General features: G+C 67.5%; 21 protein-coding genes. 11 read left to right on the top strand and 10 right to left on the bottom strand.

Annotation, left to right across the window (positions count from 1 at the left end):
* Both L2Y94_RS13505 and L2Y94_RS13510 read left to right on the top strand, forming a co-directional pair.
* Positions 1–774: an SDR family oxidoreductase gene (locus tag L2Y94_RS13505; protein WP_247367333.1), complete on the top strand. Its 774-nt coding sequence runs from the start codon at positions 1–3 to the stop codon at positions 772–774.
* Between the two features lie 24 nt (positions 775–798).
* Positions 799–1773 (top strand): zinc-binding alcohol dehydrogenase family protein, encoded by a 975-nt coding sequence (locus L2Y94_RS13510; protein WP_247367334.1) that lies wholly within the window; start codon positions 799–801, stop codon positions 1771–1773.
* Here L2Y94_RS13510 and L2Y94_RS13515 read toward each other — a convergent pair.
* The gene (locus L2Y94_RS13515) at positions 1770–2969 is read right to left on the bottom strand and encodes an MFS transporter (protein ID WP_247367336.1); all 1200 of its coding nucleotides are present in this window, start codon (positions 2967–2969) and stop codon (positions 1770–1772) included. The two genes, L2Y94_RS13510 and L2Y94_RS13515, sit on opposite strands and share 4 nt — an antisense overlap.
* 91 nt (positions 2970–3060) lie before the next feature.
* Between L2Y94_RS13515 and L2Y94_RS13520 the strand changes: the two genes are divergently transcribed.
* From L2Y94_RS13520 to L2Y94_RS13530, 3 genes are all read left to right on the top strand, one after another.
* Positions 3061–3636, top strand: coding sequence for a TetR/AcrR family transcriptional regulator (locus L2Y94_RS13520; protein WP_247367337.1), 576 nt, complete (start codon positions 3061–3063; stop codon positions 3634–3636).
* Between the two features lie 114 nt (positions 3637–3750).
* Positions 3751–4578 (top strand): SDR family NAD(P)-dependent oxidoreductase, encoded by an 828-nt coding sequence (locus tag L2Y94_RS13525; RefSeq protein ID WP_247367339.1) that lies wholly within the window; start codon positions 3751–3753, stop codon positions 4576–4578.
* Positions 4575–5132, top strand: coding sequence for a cysteine hydrolase family protein (locus tag L2Y94_RS13530; RefSeq protein WP_247367340.1), 558 nt, complete (start codon positions 4575–4577; stop codon positions 5130–5132). Before L2Y94_RS13525 ends, L2Y94_RS13530 begins: the two co-directional genes overlap by 4 nt.
* On the opposite strand, the gene L2Y94_RS13535 is transcribed toward L2Y94_RS13530, so the two are convergent.
* From L2Y94_RS13535 to L2Y94_RS13545, 3 genes are all read right to left on the bottom strand, one after another.
* Positions 5129–5299: a hypothetical protein gene (locus L2Y94_RS13535; protein WP_247367343.1), complete on the bottom strand. Its 171-nt coding sequence runs from the start codon at positions 5297–5299 to the stop codon at positions 5129–5131. The genes L2Y94_RS13530 and L2Y94_RS13535 overlap by 4 nt on opposite strands.
* 22 nt (positions 5300–5321) lie before the next feature.
* Positions 5322–5723 (bottom strand): succinate dehydrogenase, hydrophobic membrane anchor protein, encoded by a 402-nt coding sequence (sdhD, locus tag L2Y94_RS13540; RefSeq protein ID WP_247367345.1) that lies wholly within the window; start codon positions 5721–5723, stop codon positions 5322–5324.
* A gap of 69 nt (positions 5724–5792) precedes the next feature.
* The gene (locus L2Y94_RS13545; protein ID WP_247367348.1) at positions 5793–6266 is read right to left on the bottom strand and encodes an Lrp/AsnC family transcriptional regulator; all 474 of its coding nucleotides are present in this window, start codon (positions 6264–6266) and stop codon (positions 5793–5795) included.
* A 167-nt stretch (positions 6267–6433) separates the two neighbouring features.
* Between L2Y94_RS13545 and ald the strand changes: the two genes are divergently transcribed.
* The gene (gene ald, locus L2Y94_RS13550) at positions 6434–7552 is read left to right on the top strand and encodes an alanine dehydrogenase (RefSeq protein WP_247367358.1); all 1119 of its coding nucleotides are present in this window, start codon (positions 6434–6436) and stop codon (positions 7550–7552) included.
* A gap of 82 nt (positions 7553–7634) precedes the next feature.
* Here ald and L2Y94_RS13555 read toward each other — a convergent pair whose 3' ends face one another.
* On the bottom strand, positions 7635–8393 hold the full coding sequence (locus L2Y94_RS13555; protein ID WP_247367360.1) for an SDR family NAD(P)-dependent oxidoreductase: 759 nt from the start codon (positions 8391–8393) through the stop codon (positions 7635–7637).
* A gap of 169 nt (positions 8394–8562) precedes the next feature.
* Between L2Y94_RS13555 and L2Y94_RS13560 the strand changes: the two genes are divergently transcribed.
* Both L2Y94_RS13560 and L2Y94_RS13565 read left to right on the top strand, forming a co-directional pair.
* On the top strand, positions 8563–9480 hold the full coding sequence (locus L2Y94_RS13560) for an AraC family transcriptional regulator (RefSeq protein WP_247367364.1): 918 nt from the start codon (positions 8563–8565) through the stop codon (positions 9478–9480).
* Between the two features lie 161 nt (positions 9481–9641).
* Positions 9642–11252 (top strand): ABC-F family ATP-binding cassette domain-containing protein, encoded by a 1611-nt coding sequence (locus tag L2Y94_RS13565; protein ID WP_247367365.1) that lies wholly within the window; start codon positions 9642–9644, stop codon positions 11250–11252.
* A gap of 101 nt (positions 11253–11353) precedes the next feature.
* Here the strand turns inward: L2Y94_RS13565 and L2Y94_RS13570 are convergent, their stop codons facing one another.
* The 5 genes from L2Y94_RS13570 to L2Y94_RS13590 form a co-directional block, all read right to left on the bottom strand.
* Positions 11354–13177, bottom strand: a complete 1824-nt coding sequence (locus L2Y94_RS13570) for a glycoside hydrolase family 35 protein (RefSeq protein WP_247367366.1) — start codon at positions 13175–13177, stop codon at positions 11354–11356.
* Between the two features lie 130 nt (positions 13178–13307).
* Positions 13308–15263, bottom strand: a complete 1956-nt coding sequence (locus L2Y94_RS13575) for an alpha-galactosidase (protein WP_247367369.1) — start codon at positions 15261–15263, stop codon at positions 13308–13310.
* A 22-nt stretch (positions 15264–15285) separates the two neighbouring features.
* Positions 15286–16209 (bottom strand): 1-phosphofructokinase family hexose kinase, encoded by a 924-nt coding sequence (locus L2Y94_RS13580; protein ID WP_247367371.1) that lies wholly within the window; start codon positions 16207–16209, stop codon positions 15286–15288.
* Positions 16206–17132, bottom strand: a complete 927-nt coding sequence (locus tag L2Y94_RS13585) for a carbohydrate kinase family protein (protein ID WP_247367374.1) — start codon at positions 17130–17132, stop codon at positions 16206–16208. The genes L2Y94_RS13580 and L2Y94_RS13585 overlap by 4 nt, the downstream gene beginning before the upstream one ends.
* The gene (locus L2Y94_RS13590; RefSeq protein ID WP_247367377.1) at positions 17129–18313 is read right to left on the bottom strand and encodes an SIS domain-containing protein; all 1185 of its coding nucleotides are present in this window, start codon (positions 18311–18313) and stop codon (positions 17129–17131) included. The genes L2Y94_RS13585 and L2Y94_RS13590 overlap by 4 nt, the downstream gene beginning before the upstream one ends.
* Before the next feature lie 77 nt (positions 18314–18390).
* Between L2Y94_RS13590 and L2Y94_RS13595 the strand changes: the two genes are divergently transcribed.
* From L2Y94_RS13595 to L2Y94_RS13605, 3 genes are read left to right on the top strand one after another with little or no spacing between them, the layout of a single operon-like run.
* On the top strand, positions 18391–19296 hold the full coding sequence (locus L2Y94_RS13595) for a class I fructose-bisphosphate aldolase (protein WP_247367380.1): 906 nt from the start codon (positions 18391–18393) through the stop codon (positions 19294–19296).
* A gap of 9 nt (positions 19297–19305) precedes the next feature.
* Entirely contained in the window at positions 19306–20529 is a 1224-nt protein-coding gene (locus L2Y94_RS13600; RefSeq protein ID WP_247367383.1) for an amidohydrolase family protein, read from the top strand.
* Entirely contained in the window at positions 20526–21326 is an 801-nt protein-coding gene (locus L2Y94_RS13605) for a DeoR/GlpR family DNA-binding transcription regulator (protein WP_247367385.1), read from the top strand. The genes L2Y94_RS13600 and L2Y94_RS13605 overlap by 4 nt, the downstream gene beginning before the upstream one ends.
* Position 21327 lies beyond the last annotated feature (1 nt).

A 21327-nucleotide genomic window follows, 5' to 3' on the forward strand; every position in this document is an offset into this window, starting at 1 on the left:
ATGAACAACGACACCTTAGCGATCGTCACGGGCGCCAGCCAGGGCATCGGCCGGGCCACCGCCCTCCGCCTCGCGCGTGATTTCCACACCCTCGTGCTCGTCGCGCGGCAACGCGAGCGTCTCGAAGACACCGCCGCCGCCGTCAGGCGCGAAGGCGCCAGGGCGCTGGTGATCGATCGCGACCTGAGCGAGCCCGACGCCGCGTCTCACGTCGTCGACGCCGCGCTCGCCGCCCATGGGCGCATCGATGCGGTGCTCAACATCGCGGGCGCCGTGCCGCAGGTGGACCTCTTCGAGATGACCGACGAGCAGTGGGACGCCGGCATAGCGCTCAAACTGCATGGCGCTCGCCGTCTCACCATGCGCGCCTGGGATGCGTTGAAGGCCAGCGGCGGCGCCGTGGTGCTCACCTCGGGCAATTCGGCGACGGTACCCAAGGCGCCCTATGCGGCGGTCGGCACCATCAATGCCGCCATCGTCGCGCTGGCGAAAGCATTCGCCGAACGCGGTACGAAGGATGGCGTGCAGGTGAACAGCGTGCTTCCGGGTCCGGTGATGACCGATCGCCGCCGCACCTACCTGGAAACATGGGCAACGGCCCATGACATGAGCACGGAAAGCGCCACGCGCACCTTCCTCGCCCAGGCCGGCATCGGCCGCTATGGCACGCCGGAAGACATCGCCGAACTGATGGCTTTCCTCGTGTCGCCGGCCGCCCGCTGGCTGACCGGCGCGCAATTGCGCATGGACGGCGGCGAAGTGCAGGCCATCTGACCCCACATCCACTGGAGACATCTCATGCGTGCCATCGTCCTCGAATCCTTCGGCGGTCTCGACAGCCTCGTCTATCGCGACATGCCCGATCCCGAACCCTTGCAGGGCCACGTCGTCATCCAGGTGAAGGCCTTCGGCATAAACCACGCCGAGATGCACATGCGTCGTGGCGAATGGGCCGAAGCCGCGCCGGTGAGCGGCATCGAATGCGTGGGTATCGTGACGTCATGCCCCGGCGGCGAATTTCCCGTAGGGGCAAAGGTCGCTGCGCTGATGGGCGGCATGGGCCGCACCATCAACGGCAGCTACGCCGAATACACGCGGGTACCGGCATCGAACGTGGCGCTGATCGAATCGGACCTGTCGTGGGCCGAACTCGCGGCGCTGCCCGAGAGCTACGCCACCGCGTGGACCTGCCTGTTCCGCAATCTCGCCATCGAAGCCGGACAGACGCTGGTGATTCGTGGCGCGACCTCGTCGTTCGGCACGGCGGCGTTGAACATGGCCGTGAATGCGGGCGTTCGCGTGATCGCCACCACGCGCAATCCCGCGCGCTTCGACGCGCTGACGGCGCTGGGAGCCGAACGCGCCGAGATCGAGCGGCCCGACCTGTCCACGCACATCGAAGGCGCGAAGACCTTCGACGCCGTCCTCGACCTGGTCGGCAACAGCACCATGCTCGATTCGCTGGACATGGTACGCCGGGGCGGCAAGGTTTGCCTGGCCGGATGGCTGGGCGGCCTCGCCCCCATCGACGGTTTCAACCCGCTGCTGCAGATGGCCAGCGGCGTCTACCTCACCTTCTTCGGCAGCTTCGTGTTCGGCTCGCCCGCGTTTCCCGTATCCGACGTGCCGCTCCAGCGGATCGCGCACGACATCGCGCAGGGTCGCTGGGATGCGAAGCCGAGCCGGATCTTCGGCTTCGATCAGATCCGCGAAGCGCATCGCGTGATGGAGGCGAACGAGGCCCATGGAAAAATGGTGGTGGTGATCGATTAACCGGCGACAGGCGCGCGCACGTGGTGCGCGCGCGACACGATCCACGCCACGGCCGCCAGGGCCAGCACGAGAATGATGGCGGCATAGGCGTCGATGGCCACCATCAAACCGTGCTTCTGGGCCACCCGGCCGATCGCGATGGTCGGCACGCTGAAGGCCAGGTAGCTCTCGATGTAAAACACGGCCATGAGCCGCGTGCGGTCGCTCGCGTCGGCGAGCGGCAGCACGCTGCGCACGGAGCCGAAGAACGAGGCGCCGAAGCCGCCGCCGACGACGATCGAGCCTACGATGAGCCACGCGCCCGACCCCGCGATCGCACCCACGAGCACCAGCGTGAGCCCGACGATGAACAGCGTGGCGCCGGTCAGCAGGGTGCGCAGGGAAGACATGCGCATGCCCGCCAGCACGGCGAGGGCGCCTGTCGCCGTCAACGCCGCCACGGTAAGGCCACCCAGCCAGGGCGACGTCGAATGCGTGGTCTGCGCCACCAGCGACGGCATCAGCGAGAAATAGAAACCGCCGAGCATCCACGCTGCGACGTTCAGCGGCGTGACCGCCATCAACGCGCCACGGGCATGCAGGGGCACGGCGACGTTCGGGCGCAGGCTGGCCAGCGCGCCGGGCCGTCCGTCCGCCGTTTCGGGTGCCGTCCAGGTCAGCACCAGTGCCATCAGCAGCAGCACGGCAAGCACGATATACACGCCTTGCATCGGTGCCGGGGCGAACACGATCAGCGACGTGCTGCCCAGCGCGCCGAGGGCAAGGCCGACCAGCGGCCCGATGCTGTTGACGGTGGCGCCATGCTGGCGATCGACGTCGAGCAAGGCCGCACCGACGGCGGCCGTCGCGAGGCCCGTCGCCACGCCTTGCAGCAAACGCGCGGTCACGAGCCAAGCCGCGCCGTCGGCAAGCAGGAACGAAAGCATGGCCAGCAGGTTGAGCCCGATCGCCAGGGAAATGACGGGCCGGCGCCCGAGGTGGTCGGAGAGGCGGCCGGCGAAAAGCAGGGCCGTGAGCAAGGCGAACGCGTAGACACCGAAGATCACCGTGAGGAGTGTCGGCGTGAAATGCCAGGCCGCCTGGTAGACGCGATAGAGGGGCGTCGGTGCGGCTGAGGCGGCGGCAAACACGGTCAGGGTACCCGCGTGGATGGCAAGCGGCCGAAGGCGCCGGGCCGGGCTGGCGGTGATGGTCATGGTGAAGGCCAAAAGCTAAGAATGTGCGTTAGCCTACTCTGATTTCGCCTTAACGCAATCTCTTTGCGTTAAGGGATGCTATGATGGACGTATGACCGATTCGACCCTTTCGCAGCGTCCGTCCGCCGCCCCTCGCCCTGGCGGCCGTAGTGCGCGGGTGCAGGCCGCCGTCCACCAGGCGGTGCGAGAGCTCCAGCAGGAAGACTCGCGGGAAGGCGTGACGGTGCCGGCGATCGCCGCCCGGGCAGGCGTGACCCCGTCCACCATCTACCGCCGCTGGGGTGACCTCTCGCAGTTGCTGGCCGACGTTGCCCTGGAACAGTTGCAACCGGACAGCACGCCGCCCGAGACGGGTTCATACCGCGGCGATCTCGAAGGGTGGCTGGAGCAATACCTCGACGAGATGAATTCCGGGCCGGGGCGTGCCCTTCTGCGTGACGTGCTGAGCGCCGAGGGTGCGAAGGCGTGCCTCTGCGCGGGCTACAACACCCAGCAGATCGACGTCATCGCCGAGCGGGCGCGGACCCGTGGGGAGCCCTTTCCCCCGACGGCCGACGTCATCGAGAAAGTGGTGTCACCGTTGCTCTATCGCATCCTCTTTACCGAAACGCCACCCGTCGTCGGCGACCTTCATCGCTGGATAGACGACGTACTCACGTCGCGCTAGCCGGGCACGTCGCCGCGCATGCGGTTTTCGCGACAGCGGCATGGCTTCACGCAAGCCATGCCTCACGATCACGACGTCCCGGACAGGCTTTTCGCCTGACACCGAGGAACCGTCATGACGACCGAAACCGCTTTCATCACCGGCGCCAGCAGCGGCATCGGCCTGCATCTCGCGCATCGCTTCGCCGCCGAAGGGCATCCATTGTTCATCGTCGCACCGGACGCGGGAGAGCTCGACGCGGTGGCGCGCGAGATCCGGCAACGCCACGGGGTCGACGTCACGCCGCTGGCGGCCGACCTGGAAGATCGCACCAGCTTCGAAGCCATCGGGCACGCTTTGGCGGACAAGCCGATCGATATCCTCGTCAACAACGCCGGCCATGGATTCAAGGGCGCCTACGCCGACGTGCCCATCGCCACGCACCTGTCCGTCCTGCGACTCAACGTCGAGGCCGTGCTGCGGCTGACGTCGATCGTCTTGCCGACGATGGTGGCGCGTGGAAGTGGGCGCATATTGAACACGGCGTCGATCGCGGGCTTCGAACCCGGTCCGACCATGGCGGTGTACCACGCCAGCAAGGCCTTCATCCTGTCCTGGAGCGAAGCCATCGCCACCGAACTGGAAGGCAGCGGCGTGACCGTGACCGCTTTGTGCCCTGGTCCGACGGATACCGACTTCTTCCCGAAGGGCGACATCGAAGAGAGCTTCGCCTTCCAGAAAGGTAACCTCATGGACCCCGAAGACGTGGCGAACGAAGGCTACCGCGCGGTGATGAAGGGTGAACGCATCGTGGTACCCGGCGCCGTGAACAAGGCCCTGGTCTTTTCCCGCCGCTTCATGTCCGAGCATGCCCAGAGCAAGCTCAACGAGAAGATGTACGAAGACGTGGATAGGCACTCCCGCGATCGCGGCGACAAGGAATCGACGCCGGGCGCACCATGAGCCAGACGCAAGACCGCCCCGCGCTGCTGATACTGGACGTCTTCAACACGTTCGACTTTCCAGGCGGCGATGCGTTGTACCGGCACGCATTGCCGGCTGTGGACCGTATCCGCCGCCTGCGCGAACGATTTCATCGCAAGCGACTGCCGGTGATCTTCGTGAACGACCTGCTGGGTCACTGGGAATACGGTTTCGATCAGCTCGTCGACCATGTTGCCGCATCGGGCCCTCACGGAATGTCCATGGTGCGCGCGCTGAAACCCGACGAAAGGGACCTTCGCCTGCTCAAGCCCCGCCACTCCGCGTTCTTCGAGACCGCCCTGCCGTCGCTGCTGCATCACCTCGAAACCCGCCAGATCGTCGTCACCGGCATCGCCGGCGATTCGTGCGTGCTGTGCACCGTGCTGGACGCCTACGTGAGGGGATTCGAGGCGATCGTGCCGACGGATGCCACCGCCTCGCAGACGGTCGAGCGAAACGACCGGGTGCTTGCCCATCTTCGCGAGACATGCGCGGTGCGCACGCCGGCGTCGGCCGACGTACTGCCGGACTAGCGCCCTTCGGCGTTCATCCGGTGCTCGCAGGCTTCGTGGCCGCATTCGCAGCGATGCCCGTCGCTCGACGAGGCGTGTTCTTCGCACCATGTGCTGCAGAACCCGCCGCCGGTGGGCACGGTGCACTCGCATGCCGCGTGGCCGCAGCGATAGCCGTTGTCGCTCATGGACGATGTCCTCCAGGCACGGTCAGCGCGTCAGCGCCAGCCGCAGGATCGAAAGCAGGGCCAGCGCCGTGATCAGAAGCAGCGCGAACCGCGTGAGTATCACGCTCCAGAACAGCAGCCAGTGCCGATGGATGTAATCCTCGTAAATGTTGCGCAACCCCAGTTCGGTATGCCACGCCATCAGCACGACGAAGACGGCCATCAACGTCGCGTTGGCCGGGTGGCCGATGCTGTGCCGGATGCTCGCGTAGTCGCCGTGGAGGAGCGACACGACGAGTACGACGAACCACGCGCTCAGGGCCACGAGCACGATCGAGGTGAACTGCATCGCCATCCAGGCCCCCGCGCCGGATTTGGCCGAACCGATGTTGCGTGCGCGCTTGATGGGGTGGCGGAAGTCGGTCGTCATGACGCGAATCGTCATGGTTTCGTGTAGGTGGCGGCGGATGGGCTGCGTGAAGAAGTCTTCACGAAGCCGAACGGCGGCGGTTTTCTAGACCGGCAAAGCGGTCGTCTTCTTCACCGTGCGCAACGCCAGCGTCGACTGCACGCGCACCACGCCCGGCAATTGCGTGAGGATCTCGGTATGGATGCGCTCGAAGTCGGCGGCGTCCGCGTAGACCACGCGCACCATGTAGTCGGCCGCACCCGCCAGCAGGCAGCACTCGGTGACTTCGGGATGATCGTGGATGGCCGACTCGAAGGCGTCCAGCGCCGCGCGTCCCTGCTGGTCGAGGGTGACCAGCACGAAGGCCGTGCCCGGCAGCCCCGCCTCCTTCTCGTCCACCAGCATGACGTAGCGGGCGATCAGCCCACGATCCTCGAGCAGCTTCACCCTGCGCAGGCAGGCCGAGGGCGACAGGTTGATCTGCGCCGCGAGTTCCAGATTGGTAAGGCGGCCGTCCTGCTGGAGCAGGCGGACGATGGCCCTGTCGCGGTCGTCGAGATGGTCGTTCCGGCTTGGCATAAAAATTCAATGAAGTGGCAAAAGGCCGCCATTCATACGAAGAAGGCGGGACGGTTCATGATAAATCGGCGACCTATTGCAGGGAAGTTCGCGCATACTGCGCCGTCGGCGACGCCCTCCAGCGGCCATGTCGCCCGTTCCCAGCCCTACAGAAGAGAAATCCGGCGATGCGCATTGGTGTACCCAAGGAAATCAAGAACCACGAATACCGCGTGGGCCTCATCCCCTCCTCCGTGCAGGAGCTGGTCCACAACGGCCACCAGGTGATGGTGCAGGCCGGTGCGGGCGTGGGCGCGGGCATCGCCGATGCCGACTACGTGGCCGCCGGCGCCAGCATCGTCGAATCCGCCGACCAGGTGTTCGCCGACGCCGACATGATCGTGAAGGTGAAGGAACCCCTCGCCGTCGAGCGCAAGAAACTCCGCAAGGGCCAGATCCTCTTCACCTACCTGCACCTCGCCCCGGACCTGGAGCAGACCAAGGACCTGATCGATTCCGGCGCCGTCTGCATCGCGTACGAGACCGTCACTTCCGCCAACGGCTCGCTGCCGCTGCTCACCCCGATGTCCGAGGTCGCCGGCCGTCTCGCCCCGCAGGTGGGCGCGCACTCGCTGGAGAAGGCCCAGGGCGGCCGCGGCGTGCTGCTGGGCGGCGTGCCGGGCGTGCCGGCCGCTGAGGTCGTGATCCTCGGTGGCGGCGTGTCCGGTACCCACGCGGCGACCATCGCCGTGGGCATGGGCGCCAAGGTCACCGTGGTCGATCGCTCGGCCGATGCGTTGAAGCGCCTCGCCGCCCAGTTCGGCACCTCGATCTCCACCGTGTTCTCCACCCGCGCCGCCATCGAGGAACTGGTGCGCCGCGCCGACCTGCTGATCGGCACCGTGCTGGTGCCGGGCGCCGCCGCGCCGAAGCTCGTCACCCACGACATGGTGCGCACCATGAAGCCGGGTTCGGTCATCGTCGACGTCGCCATCGACCAGGGCGGTTGCGTGGAAACCTCGCATGCCACCACCCATGCCGATCCCACCTACGTGGTGGACGGCGTGGTGCATTACTGCGTGGCCAACATGCCCGGCGCCGTCGCCCGCACGTCGACCTTCGCGCTCAACAACGTCACCCTGCCCTACACGCTCGCACTGGCCAACCAGGGCTGGAAGAAGGCGCTGGCTCAGGACGGTCACCTGCGCAACGGCCTGAACGTGTGCGAAGGCCAGGTCACTTGCGAGCCGGTGGCCCAGGCGCATGGCCTGCCGTACGCGAAGGCCGAAAGCTTCCTCGGTCAGTAAGTCCGGCCGATCGAACGAAAAAGCCCGGGCATCCGCCCGGGCTTTTTTTGTGGGGATATCGCTCCGCGGGAACCGCGGACAGTCACGACAGGCTCTGCCCGCCCGACACCTCGATACGCTGCCCCGTCACCCAACGGTTTTCCTCCGACAGCAACGTGGCGATCATCGGGCCGATATCGTCGGGCAAGCCGACGCGCCCCAACGCGGTGACCGACGCGATGTGCCGGTTGATGTCCGCGTTGTCCCGCACCACGCCACCGCCGAAGTCCGTCTCGATCGCACCCGGTGCCACGGCATTCACCGTGATGCCGCGCGGCCCCAACTCCACCGCCATGTAGCGGGTCATCATGTCGATGGCGGCCTTGAGCGAACCGTAGAACGCATAGCCTGGCGTGGCGAAGCGCGCCAGTCCGCTGGACAGGTTCACGATGCGACCGCCGTCGCGGATCAGCGGCAACAAGGCCTGGGTGAGGAAAACCGGGCCCTTCAGGTGCACGCGGTACAGGCCGTCCGCGTCGCTCTCGGTGATGGAGCCCAGCTTGCCGTAGGCGGCATGGCCCGCGTTGTTCACGAGGACATCGAAGCGATCACGCTTCCAGTGCTCCTTGAGCACCCGCGCGACGCTGGCGGCGAAGGCATCGAACGACGAGGCGTCGCCGGTATCCAGCTGCAAGGCGACGGCACGACGGCCCAGCGCCTCGATCTCGCGCACGGCCGACTCGGCCTCGGCGCGGTTCGAATGGTAGGTGAGGATCACGTCGTCGCCGCGGCGGGCGATGGCGATGGCGGTGTTGCGTCCGAGTCCCCGGCTTCCGCCGGTGACGATGGCGATCTTGTCCATGTGCGACCTCGGTGTGGGAGGGTGGGAAAGTGGAACCAGTCTAGGAAACGAGCCGTCACGGCCGACATGGCGTAACCGTCGAAATTCATGCCCGATCCTCCAACCGCCCTGGGCCGGGGCGCACGGGCCTCCTATACTCACCCTGTCGCAACCGACTCCGGCGGCCGCCATGACCATCCAGCTCAAACAAGCACTTAACCGACACATCGAAGGCCTCGGCGGCGGCGACGGGGTCTACACCAGCGCGATCGACGGCCTGCTGCTCATGCGTTCGACCGTCACCGGCGTGCCCAATCACATCATCTACCGCCCTGCCCTGTGCCTGGTGGTGCAAGGCGCCAAGCAGGTGATCGCGGGGGACGAGGTACTGCACTACGACGAACGCCAGGCGCTCGTCGTGAACGTCGAGATGCCCGGCATCGGCCAGATCAACCGGGCCAGTGAAGCGGTGCCCTACCTCGCGATACACCTCGACTTCGACGTAGCGGCCATGCGCGAGGTCATGGCCCAGATCGACGCCCCGCCTCACCCACGTACCGGCCCCTATGCGGGCATGTTCGTCGGCGATATGGATGATCGGGTGTGCGACGCCCTGCTGCGCCTCGTGAACCTGCTCGACACGCCGCGCGACATTCCCGTGCTGCAACCGCTCCTCATGCGGGAGATCTATTACCTGATGCTCACGGGCGCTTACGGCGACCGCATCGCCGCCCTCGCCTTGCCCGACACCCACACCCAGCGCATCGCCGAAGCCATCCGTCACCTGCGCAACGACGTCAGCCGACCAGTACGCGTGGATGAACTGGCCGCGCTGGCAGGCATGAGCCCGTCGTCGTTCCACCAGCACTTCAAGGCGCTGACCTCGCAATCGCCGGTGCAGTTCCACAAGAACCTCCGGTTGCTCGAGGCGAAGCGCCTGATGGTGGCCGAGGACGCTGGCGTGGCCAGCGCCGCCTACCGCGTGGGCTACGAGAGCGCATCGCAATTCAGCCGCGAGTATTCCCGGCTGTTCGGCGTGGCGCCGGGGCGCGACGCGTCGGCCATGCGTCGTCTTTCGCCGGGAGGCGAGCCGTTGCGGGCGGTCTAGCCGGGCTCCACTGGTCGTCGGCACGGCATCGCCCTATACTTTTTGCCATCGTCCTTCTCGCAAAGGTATTCGTTCGATGCGCCAGTAATGCCGCCGTCACCGACGGCAGAGATGCACGGTTCCCGCAGGGAGCCGCTTCTTCGCATTGACTGGGACATCGCATGACCACACCTTTCCTGACGCTGGACGGCGTCCGCCGCGTGTTGCCGGACGGCCGCACGATCTTCACCGACCTCACCGAAACCTTCGACCTTCGCCCTACCGGCCTCGTGGGCCGCAACGGTGTCGGCAAGAGCCTGCTCGCCCGATTGCTCGCCGGCGTGGACGAGCCGACCTCGGGACGTGTCTCGCGCCACGGCCGCGTGTTCTATCTCCCGCAACACGCCGACCTCCGTGGCGACGCCACCGTGGCGACACTGACCGGTGCCGCGCCCGTGCTGGCGGCGCTCGCCCGTATCGAGGCGGGCGGCGTCGATCAGCGGGATTACGACATCGTGGCCGATCGATGGGACATGCCGCGCCGACTGCGCGACGAACTCGAACGCCATGACCTGGGCCACCTGACCGCCGACACGCCGGTATCCGCGCTCAGCGGCGGCGAGGCGACGCGCGTCGCGCTCGTCGGCGCCTTCCTCTCGGGCGCCGACATCCTGATTCTCGACGAACCGAGCAACCACCTCGATCGCGCGTCTCGCCTCGCTCTCGCCGAACGCCTGTCGGCATGGACTGCGGGGCTCATCGTCGTGAGCCACGACCGCGAACTGCTTCGTCGCATGGATCGTATCGTCGAGCTGTCCGAAGCGGGGCTGCGCTCCTACGGTGGCGGCTACGATACCTACGTGCAACTGAGGGAGAAGGAGCGCGCCGATGCCCTCGCCCTGCTGGATCACCGCAAGGCCGAGCGCCGCCGGGAAGAGCGCAACCTGCGCGACCAGCGCGAGCGCGCGGAGCGGCGACAGGCCCGCGGCACGAAGGAGGCCAGGCAAGCGAACCTGCCGCGCATCCAGCTGGGCCTGCACAAGAACGCGGCCGAACGGTCGGCGGCCGCCGGAAACGAGAAACGCGAGCGAGCGCGCGAAGTCCTTGCCGAACGGGTGCGCGAGGCCGCCCGCGACGTCGAGCGACGCGAGACGCCACGCATGGGCATGGCCGGCCTCGATGGCGGACCGCAACGCGTACTGCGCATGGAGGGTGTCGTGCTGCCCCACGTGCGCGAGTCGCTGCGGCGGGTGGACCTGACCGTCACGGCACGCCAGCGTATCGGCGTCGTCGGCCCCAACGGTTCGGGCAAATCGACCCTGCTGCGCGTGATCGCCGGTTCGGAGAGGCCGCTAGCGGGATCGTGCGAATCCCACGTGCCGGTCGCATGGCTGGACCAGCAACTCCGACACCTCGACGACGGTCGCTCGATCGTGGCGATGTTGCTCGATGAAACGCGTGGCATGGACGAAAGCACCCTACGCATGCGCCTCATGCAGATGGGACTGGATGCCGACGCGGTCACGCAGCCCATGGCGTCGTTGAGCGGCGGCCAGCGTCTCGCCGCCGGCCTGGCGCACGCCACCCTGCGTGATCCGCCGGCACGCCTGCTATTGCTGGACGAGCCGGGAAACCACCTGGACCTCCCGTCCCTCGACGCGCTGGAAGCCATGCTGCGCGATTACGACGGCGCGTTGATGGTGGTGTCGCACGACGAGGTGTTTCTGGAGCGGATCGGCCTGACCCACCGGCTGGAGGCGACGGTGGAAGGATGGCGGTTATCGCCCGCCTGATTCGCCGATGCGATCGGCTCCCACCCCTCCGGTAGCAGCGCTCCTACCGAAGGGGTGGGAGCCGATCGCATCGGCGAATCGAGGCCGCGATGACCGTCAAATCAACGCGTCGCGTAAATCGGATCCTTCCTCCCCTCGATGAGCCCCGGCCCATCGCCGCGCATGTCGAGCACCACGACATCGTTATGCCCCTTGCGCAGCCACTCCGCCGGCAGAAACAGCGTCTGCGTCGGGCCGATCGACCAATAGCGGCCGAGCTGATGCCCGTTGACCCACACCTGCCCTTCGCCCCAGCCGCTCATGTCGAGGAAGGTGCTGCCCGTGACACGATCGAGGTCGAATCCGCCGCGCAGGAAACGCGGCCCCTTCGCCGCCAGGCCATCGTGGAAGGGCAGCGACGAAAGATCGTTCAACGGCAGCGGATAGACCTGCCAATTCGACAGCACCGTCTTGTCGAGGCTCACCTCGCGCTGCAGTCCCTTGTGCTCCGTCGGCACGGCCGAACCGAAATTCACCCGCCCCATGTTCTCGACGAGGATGTCCAGCGTATCGCCGCGCTTGAACGATGCGTTGAGCGCATGCTGGCCCAGGCGCCGATCGAGCGTGCCGCGCGGCTGGCCATCGACCATCACGGTGGCGAAGTCGCGCACCATGCCCACGTCGAGCGACGTCGCGTCCGTATCGAGCCGCTTGCGATAGAGGATGAGGCCATAGTTCTGGTCGAAGGCTTCCATCGGCCGCACGCGCACGGAGGTTCGCGGCGTCGACAGCGCGGGCAACGCATCGAGCAGCGATACGGATGCATCGAGCTTGAACGGCGCGACGTTCATCGTCGGGGACGACGCGGGCAGCGCGGGCAAGCGCTCGCCCGGATTCAGGTGCGCGCCGATGAGCTTGCGCAACGCCATGTATTTCGGCGTGAGCCGACCGGCCTCGTCGATGGGCGCGTCGTAGTCGTACGTGGTGGCGATCGGCTTGTAGACGCCGCCTTCCTCGTTGGCGCCCTGCATCCAGCCGAAGTTGGTGCCGCCGTCGGCCATGTAGAGGTTGAACGAAATGCCGTTGGCGAGGAACCAGCTCACCGCCTTGGTCGCGACCTCGGTCGTACGGGTCTGGTGCGGTTCGCCCATGCGGTCGTACCAGCCCGACCAGTATTCGCCGACCATCTTCGGATGCCCGGCAAGATAGGGTGCCGATTCGGCGAAGGCCTGCTTCGGATCGTCTTCGGCACCGAAGTTGATCACCGGGAGGGTGCCCGGCAAGGTGCCCGGCTCCATGCGTCCCGGACCCGGGCCGTTGGACATGAACAGGGGTACGTCGAAACCCGCATCCACGATCTGCTTGCGGATAGCCTCGAGGTAATCGCGATCCTCACCGTAGGAGCCGTATTCGTTCTCCACCTGCACCATCACCACGTTACCGCCATGGCTGGCAAGCAGCGGGGCGATCTCGTCGTGCAGGCGGCGGAACCACTTTCCGGTGGCCTCCAGGAAACGCGGATCGTAGCTGCGCACGCGCAGCCCCGGCGTGCGCAGCAGCCAGGCGGGGAAGCCGCCGAACTCCCACTCCGCGCAGACGTACGGACCCGGGCGCAGGATCACGTCGAGCCCTTCCTCTTTCGCCGTGCGGATGAAGGCGGCGATATCACCGTTACCGGAGAAATCGAACTTACCCGGCTCAGGCTCGTTGACGTTCCAGAAAGCGTAGGTGGTGACGGTGTTCAGGCCCATCGCCTTGATCTTGCGCAGGCGATCGCGCCAGGCCTCGCGGGGGATGCGGGGGTAGTGGATTTCGCCCGAACGCACGAGGTACGGCTTGCCGTCGCGCATGAAGTGGTCGCCGTCGATCGCCAGCGACGACGCCCATGCCGGTGCGGCCATCGCCAGCGCGAGGCCGGCCACCGCGGTCACTACCCTGCTCTTCATCGTTCCCACCCCATGGGTCGTTTGTCAGCCTTCCACGGTAAACCAGCGTAGGGTGCCTTGTCGCCTGCTCAGAGGCGAGGCGATGGGTTCCTGCGAAAGCAGGAACCCGGGGCGAGGCGCATGGCAGGCCTCAGGGCATCAATTCGAGCGTAAGCACCTGGAACGGCTGCAAGGTCACCGTTTGCGGCTTGTCCGCATCGAGCACGAGACCCGGCTGCGACGCATCGGCTTTCCATGGGCTATGCGCCCGGAACCGCCGCACCGCGCCCGGGGGCAACTCCAGCTGCCGGTCCAGGTCGATCACCGCCAGTTGCGCCTTGTCCGACGGATTGCGCAGCGTGAGGATCGCCTTGGCGGGCGTCCACGAAGCCCAGCCGTAGACGTCCAGACGGCCGGGATCGCCTCCTATCCAATGGGTATCGCGCAACACGCCCGCGTTGGCGCGCGACCATTTCGCGGCCTCCGCCAGCGTGTCCCAGTTTTCCGCGCTCAGCAGCTCGGGCGTGACGTACAGCTCCTGCAGGGCCGTGCCGCTGCCGAAATACGAATGCACTTCGTTGGCGAAGTCCTCGCCGGGATCGGAGTTGAGCTTGCGATTCTCGCGGGCATAGATGATGCCGTGGAGCATCAGCGCGTTCAGGGGAAACAGCGGCCCCTTCTCCACGATGTTGTGATACGTCTCGCGATCCCGGTAGGTGATCCAGCGTTCGCGCTTGCTGCCGACGCCGGCCAGCTCGTCGTCTTCGCCGTCGCGCCAGATCGAGTCGGCATAGCGCAACCAGAAGGGCGAGGCGAGCGTGCCGGTGGTGAGGTTGATGAAGAGATCGGGCTTCGCCGCACGCAGGTCGTCGATGAGATGGATGGCGGCGTCGAAGTCGCTGTCGAAGACGCTGCCGGGAAACACTTTGTTGGCGTTGCCGGTGCCGTCGAACTTGAACTGGTTGATGCCTTCCTTGACCAGGGCCAGGGTGACGTCATGGAAGCGCCGGTAGTACTTGGGCCCGGACAACGCCATGCCGTGATCCACGATCTCGTAGCCCGCCTCGCCCGCCCGTTCGGCCCGCTCCTTCGCCGGCGGCCCGTAACCGCCCCACGGCGACAACCACATGCCGGGCGCCGCGCCGAAGGCCTTCGCGGCTTTCACCAGCGGCCGGAAACCGTCGGGGAAGTCCTTGCTGAAGGCCCAGGTACCGCTACGGTCGTCCCAGCCGTCGTCGAAGAGAAACGAATCCAGCGTCACGCCCCGCTTCGTCGCGAGCTCGCGACCGATGGTGTCGATGCGCTCCACGGCCTGCGCTGCGGTGTAAGGCGTGAAATAGCCGATGTCGTACCACGAGTTGTAATGCAGGAAGGTGCGATACGGATGCGCCCGCTCCCGCTCCACGTAGGCGAGGAAACCGCGGCGGAGCTGGTTGTCGTGCGTGGCGCCCACGGCGGCCGAATAGGTCACCGATTGGCCCTTGCGCAAGGGCAGTTCGCGCTCGATCCACAGACGCACCTGGTTCCCCCCGCGCACCTCGCTCTTCGACAGCGGGTTCTCGAAACCGAACCAGTCATGCTCCGACACCACGGGTGAGCCGTCGACCGAACCTCTCACCTCCGAGTCGGGCACCTTCGCCTGCAGGAGATCGACCCGGGCGATCGCCTCGTCCTGCCGCAACGCGGTGATGGTGACGCGCTCGCGCAGGTAGTCCGAACCCTCGCGCTGTACCCATGCCTGCTCGATGCGGAAACGCCCTTCGGCATCGGTGAACCGTGCGACCGCGATCCGGCCCGGCAACCGCTCCGCCGCGCGCGATGCGCGGGGATCGGGCTTCAACGCCTGCTCGCCCACCTCGCCGTCGAGCCGGAAATCCGCGGCGCCAAGCACCTTGCCGTCGACCAGGGTCAATTGGAAAGGCGCCACGATAGGCAAGTCGCGCCGATTGATCCGGTCGGTGACGACCACGTCGCCGATATGCCCCTCGGACAGCGCCCAACGCACCGACATGCCGCCCCGGCCGAACTCGCCGGCATGCGCCGTCGCCATAAAGGCGACGGCGCACGCTGCCACCAGCGCGCGACGCTTCCACCCTGCCTTCCCCATCGTTCGTTCTCCCGCTATGGAACTAGCCATCCAACCGATGCACGCGCACGCGCGGCAGAAGCTCGCGCACTGCGTCCATCGTCACGAATCCGGTCTCGTCGCCGAGTGCGTTGGCGGCGCCGCAGGCCACCGCCAGGCGCAAGGCGTCGAACATGCCTTCGCCGCGCAGCAGGGCGACCGCCATGCCGGCGAGGAAGCAATCGCCCGAACCGACCGCGTTGCGCACGCCCTCGACCGTCAGTCGCGCATGCCATACCTCACCGCCTTCGGCACCCAGGGCCCCGTCGGCACCGAGGGTGACCACCGGATGCCGGATGCCTCGCGCGCGCAAGGTGCGCAGAAGGCGCGCGGCATCGACGACGTTCGCGACCGGGTGGCCGACCAGTTCCGCGGCTTCGCTGGCGTTCGGCTTGACGAGAAACGGCGAGCGTTCAGCCGCCAGCCCCAGCGCCGCGCCGCTCGCGTCGACGAAGCACGGTACCACCGCATCGCGAACGAGCGCCGCGTAGTAATCGTCGGCGAATCCCGCCGGCAGGCTGCCGGTGCACACCAGCGCCACGCTTTCGGCGAGCCAGTGGCGCAAGGTCTGGTCGAGCACGAAACGCGCATCGGCACCGGGGTCGTTACCGCGTTCGAGAATTTCGGTCATGCGGCCGTCGGCTTCGCGGATGGCCATGCATTGGCGCAGGGGCACGGAGGAACGCACGCTTCGAAAACGCACGCCACGCCGCGCCAGTCCATCGTCGAACCACTCGGCGTGCGCGTCGTCGCACATGCCCACCAGCGTCACCGGCATGCCCAGTGCCGCGATGGTCTGCGCCACGTGTACGCCCTTGCCGCCGGGTCGCGCCACGGCACCATCGGCACGTTGAACCTCGCCGGGCCGCAACCTGCCCACGTCGATCAGGCGATCGACGGCGCTGTTGAAGCCGGCGACCGTGATCATGCAGGGCCACCGATCAAGGCGAGCACGTCGTCGACGGACGCTTGCGCGGGCGTGCCGCCGAGGGCTCGCGTGGACAGCGCGCCGCAGGCCGCGCCCCAGCGCAGGCAAGCCTCCAGCGGCAACCGGTTCAGCCACGCATGCAGGAAGCCCGCGTCGAAGCCGTCGCCGGCGCCGGTGGTGTCCACCGCATCGATGGCATAGGCAGGCACGCGAACCGGCGCGTCCTGCCGTTGGACGCCGACGCAGCCACGTGCGCCGGTCTTGATCGCCACCGTCGGGCAGAGGGTGGACAGTTCGCGCAAGGCGGCATCGACGTCGCGCGCGCCCGTGATGGCGAGCGCCTCCACCTCGTTGGGCAGGAAGACGTCGATCCGCGGGAGGATGTCGCGCAAGCCGCCGTCCCAGTGGCCGGACGGGTCGTGTCCCGGATCGAGCGACACGGTGAGCCCCGCGCCCCGTGCTCTCGCGATGAGGTCCGGCCATCCTTCGCGCAGCGCGGTCTGCAGGAAGTACGACGAGACGTGCAGGTGCGCCGCGCCGCGCAGCGTATCGTCGCCCACGTCGGTGGCGCGCAACGCGGCGATGGCACCGGCATAGGTCACGAGCGCGCGATCGCCCGCACCCGACAGGGCGACGGTCAGGCCGGTTTCGAGCGACGGATCGACGATGACGCCGTGCACGTCGACGTTGGCCCGCGCGAGCGCGTCGACGCAATAGCGCCCGCGTTCGTCGTCGCCGACGTAGCCCACGAAGCGCACGAGCGTTCCGAGGCGGGCCAGGCCCATCGCGCAGATCATCGACGAGCTGCCCGGCGTGTGGCACAGGCCGCGGGCGAGGATCTCGCCGCCGAACACCGGCGGCCCGTCGATGCCCGTGAGGATGAGATCGACGTTGAGCTCGCCGGCGACGACCACCGGCTTCACGCGCCGACCTCCGGACCATGCAGCGCGAAGGTGCCCACCACGCGGGTCAGCACGCCTTCCGACGGCGTGTCGGGACGGTGGCCGAGATGCAGGCAGCGGAAGAACGCCAGCCATTGGCCGACGAAGGCGTGCAGCAGGCCTTGTTGAACGGGCGGCAAGCGGTACAGGCCGGGAAGGTCGATGGCGAGGCCCGAGGGGCCGGCCAGCGACGGATCGATGCCCTCGCCCACCACGATGCGCGATGCGCCGAGACCCTTGGCGTCGAGCTCGCGCAGCAGGTCGGTTTCGTATGCGCGCACCGTGGCGTCGCCCGAAAGGAATGCCACCAGCGTGCCGCCGCGGCTGAGCCATGCCATCGGACCGTGACGGAAGCCGAGGAAGGTTTCGGCCAGCGTCACCGTGTCGCCCCCGGTCATCTCCAGCATCTTCAGCGCGGCTTCGCGGGCCACGCCGAACGCGCATCCCGTACCGAGGTAGACCGCCGTGTCGCCGCCGTTCGATGCCATCGCGGCCAGCGCGTCGACGTAGATATCCACGACGCGTTCGGCCAGCGCGGCGGCACCGTCGGCCGCCACGGGGGCCGACCGCGTGAGCTGGCTCGCCGCCAGCATCAGGTTGGTGAAGCTGCTGGTCATGACCAGGCTGCGATCGTTGGTGCGCTCGTCGAGCACGATGGCGTCGACCCGCGCATCGTCCACGTAGCGCGTGGTCAGCGCGCCGTTCGCGTTGCAGGTGAGCGCGAGGTGCCGCCACGTCGGCGCCGCCGCCAGCACGGCATCCACCGCGCCCACGCTCTCGGGACTGTCACCGGAGCGCGCGATCGATACGAGCAGGCCCGGCCCCCGCGCCAAAACGCCCGCCCGATGGGTAAGGAGATCGCCCGCGGGAATCGCCCGCACCGGGATGCCCAGCTCCGCCTGCAGCCACGGCGCGACCGCCTCGCCCACGTAGACCGAACTGCCCGACCCGGTCAGGACCACGTGTTCCACGCCCTCATCCAGCACGTGCTGGATGAGGGCAAGGTGGCGCGCACCCTGCGAACCGGCCGTGGCGCGCCATGTGGAGGGCTGCTGGAGGATTTCGCGAAGGGTGTCGGCATAGCCCGCGGCCCACTGCCGCTCGGGGGCGGCGGCACTCAGGGCGGCGAGGTTCGGAACGAGGTCCTGGGATTGCGCTGTCATCGGGCTTGACTTCGATACGTTGATAAACGAAAGATAACGAAACTTTCGATTCCAGGGTATCCCCGAGGAAAACCGACATGCAAGCCCTTTCGCCGATCGCTCCCACCCTCGCCACCCTGGATCTCCCTCCGGGCAAGCGCACGCGCCTGCACCGGATGCTCTACGGCCACGGCCCCGGCAACGGCACCCTGCTGGTACTGCCGCTCGACCAGGGCCTGGAACATGGTCCCACCGACTTCTTTCCGCATCCGCCCGCGCTCGACCCCAGCTACCAGTTCGAACTGGCCGAGGCCGGCGGCTTCTCGGCCATCGCGCTAGGCATCGGCCTGGCAAGCAAATACATGGGCCGGCATGCCGGCCGTGTGCCGCTGATCCTGAAACTCAACGGCAAGACCAATATCCCGGGCGACGGCGACGCCACCTCGCCGCAGTTCGCATCGGTGGAAGATGCCGTGCGCCTCGGCGCCGATGCCGTGGGTTACACGCTCTACGTGGGATCGCCGCGCCAGCACGACGAACTGCGCCAGTTGCGCCAGGTGCGCGAGGACTGCGACCGCTACGGCATGCCGCTGGTGCTGTGGTCGTATCCGCGCGGCTCGGCCATCGACGCGCGCGGCGGCAAGGGCTCGCTCTACGCGCAGGATTACGCCGCGCGCGTGGCCCTCGAAGTGGGCGCCGACATCGTCAAGCTGCACGAACCGGACGACCGACGCGACGGCGCGCCCGCTCCCTACGACGCGCTCGCCGAAGACGCCGCCGCGCGCACGGCGCGCGTGGTGCGCTCCGCGGGCCGCACCATCGTGCTGTTCTCCGGCGGCGAGAAGAACGACGACGACGCGGCGGTGCTGCGCAAGGTGGAGTTCTACATGCAGTCGGGCGCCACCGGCGTGATGTTCGGCCGCAACATGTGGCTGCGGCCGTTCGAACAGGCCGTGGCGCTCACCCGCCAGGTGCATGAGATCATGAAGCGCTATTCGCGCTAGGAACCCCACGTGACCGACGACGCCTGGGCCGGTTGCCTCTGCTGCTCGCCGCCCGCCACGAAAGTGGCCGGCGGCGAGCAGCCGTCCGGCAAGAATCCCCTCGAAACAGCCCCTGTCGCCGCCGACCTGAGGCTGGTGGACTTCGCCCCGCGCAGCATGCTCGGCGGCAAGACCACCCGCGTGGAAACCCCGCGCTTTCCCGTGATCGACGTGCACACGCACCTGACCTGGATGCGCGAAACCCGTGGCGGCGTGTCGCTGGGCGAAGACATGATCGCCTTCGCCGATCCGCACACCCTGCTGCCGCTGATGGATCGCAAGGGCATTCGCTGCATGGTGAACCTCACCGGCGGCGTCGGACGCGGGCTGGAAGCATCCGTCGCACGCTTCGATCGCGTCGCGCCGGGGCGCTTCTTCACGATGACCGAGCCGTCGTTCCACCTGTTCGGCGAGGCCGACTACGCGAAACGCCAGGCCGACGCCATCGCGCAGGCCGCGCACGTGGGAGCCCGCGGCCTGAAGCTGCTCAAGACGCTGGGCCTGTACCTGCGCGAAGGCATCGACACGGGCGCTCTCGTGGGCCTCGACGACGCGCGCTTCGATCCCATGTGGGAGGCCTGCGCCGCGACCGGCCTGCCGGTATTCCTGCACACGGCCGATCCCCTCGCCTTCTTCGAACCCACCGACCGCCACAACGAACGCTACGAGGAACTCGCGCAGCACCCGGACTGGTCGTTCTACGGCGCGGATTACCCGTCGCATGCCGAACTGATGGCCGCGCGCGACCGCGTCATCGCCCGCCATCCGCGCACCACCTTCGTGCTGCTTCACGTGGGCAACCAGGGCGAGCGTCTCGACGATCTCGAAGCGACCCTCGCCCGCTATCCCAACACGATGGTGGACATCAGCGCGCGCATCGGCGAACTCGGCCGGCAACCGCGCCGCAGCCGCGCGTTCGTCGAACGGTTCCAGGATCGCGTGCTGTTCGGCACCGATGCCGTGCCGCCGCCCTATGGCGACGCCGTGCCGCAGCAGCGCCTGTGCGACGAGCTGTACGAGATCTACTACCGGTTCCTCGAAACCGACGACGAATACTTCGACTACGCGCCCGCGGTCGCGCCGCCGCAGGGACGCTGGTCGATCTACGGATTGGGCCTGCCGTCGGATATCCTGCGCAAGATCTACCACGACAACGCGGCGCGCCTCCTGCGCCTGCCCGAAACGACCCCATGAGCCAACGAGCCGCCAAGACATCGCCCGTGAAGCTGCTGATCGAAGAGCGGCGGCGTGCCATCGCCGAGCGCGTGCGCCAGGAAAAGCGCGTGACCGTCGACGAGCTCGTGTCGCGCTATGGCGTCTCCGCCGTCACCATACGCGGCGACCTCGAGGCGCTGGAGACATCCGGCGTGCTCAAACGCTCCCATGGCGGCGCCGTGGCACGGGACGAAGCGCAGGACACGCCCTTGCTCGTCAAGGAAACCCGTCGCCTCGCGGAGAAACGCCGCATCGGCGAAGCCGCGGCGCGGCTGATCGACGACGGCGAGACGGTGATCCTCGATTCGGGCTCCACCACCGTCGAGATCGCGCGGCGCATACGCCAGCGTAAATGGTCGTCGCTCACCGTCATCACCAACGCCCTCAACATCGCCCTGGAACTGAGCGGCCTGCCGACGGTGCGCGTGATGATGTTGGGCGGCATGCTGCGCCAGACGTCGTATTCGCTGGTGGGGCTGGATGCCGAGCGCGCACTCGCGCGCTTGTCCGCCGATCGGCTCTTCCTCGGCGTGGACGGCCTCGACGTCGTCGTGGGCGTCACGACGCCCGATCCGCAGGAAGCCTCGCTCAACGCCATGATGGTAAAAGCCGCGCGGGAGGTGGTGGTGGTCTGCGACGCCAGCAAGCTCGGCCAGCGCAGCCTCGCCGTGATCGCGCCCGTGTCCGAACTGGACAAGGTCATCACCGACAGCGGCGCCATGCGGGCCGATGTCGATGCCCTGCGCGAGCAGGGCGTCGAGGTGACCCTGGTCTGAG

This window comes from Luteibacter aegosomatis (genome assembly GCF_023078455.1).
GTDB lineage: Bacteria > Pseudomonadota > Gammaproteobacteria > Xanthomonadales > Rhodanobacteraceae > Luteibacter > Luteibacter aegosomatis.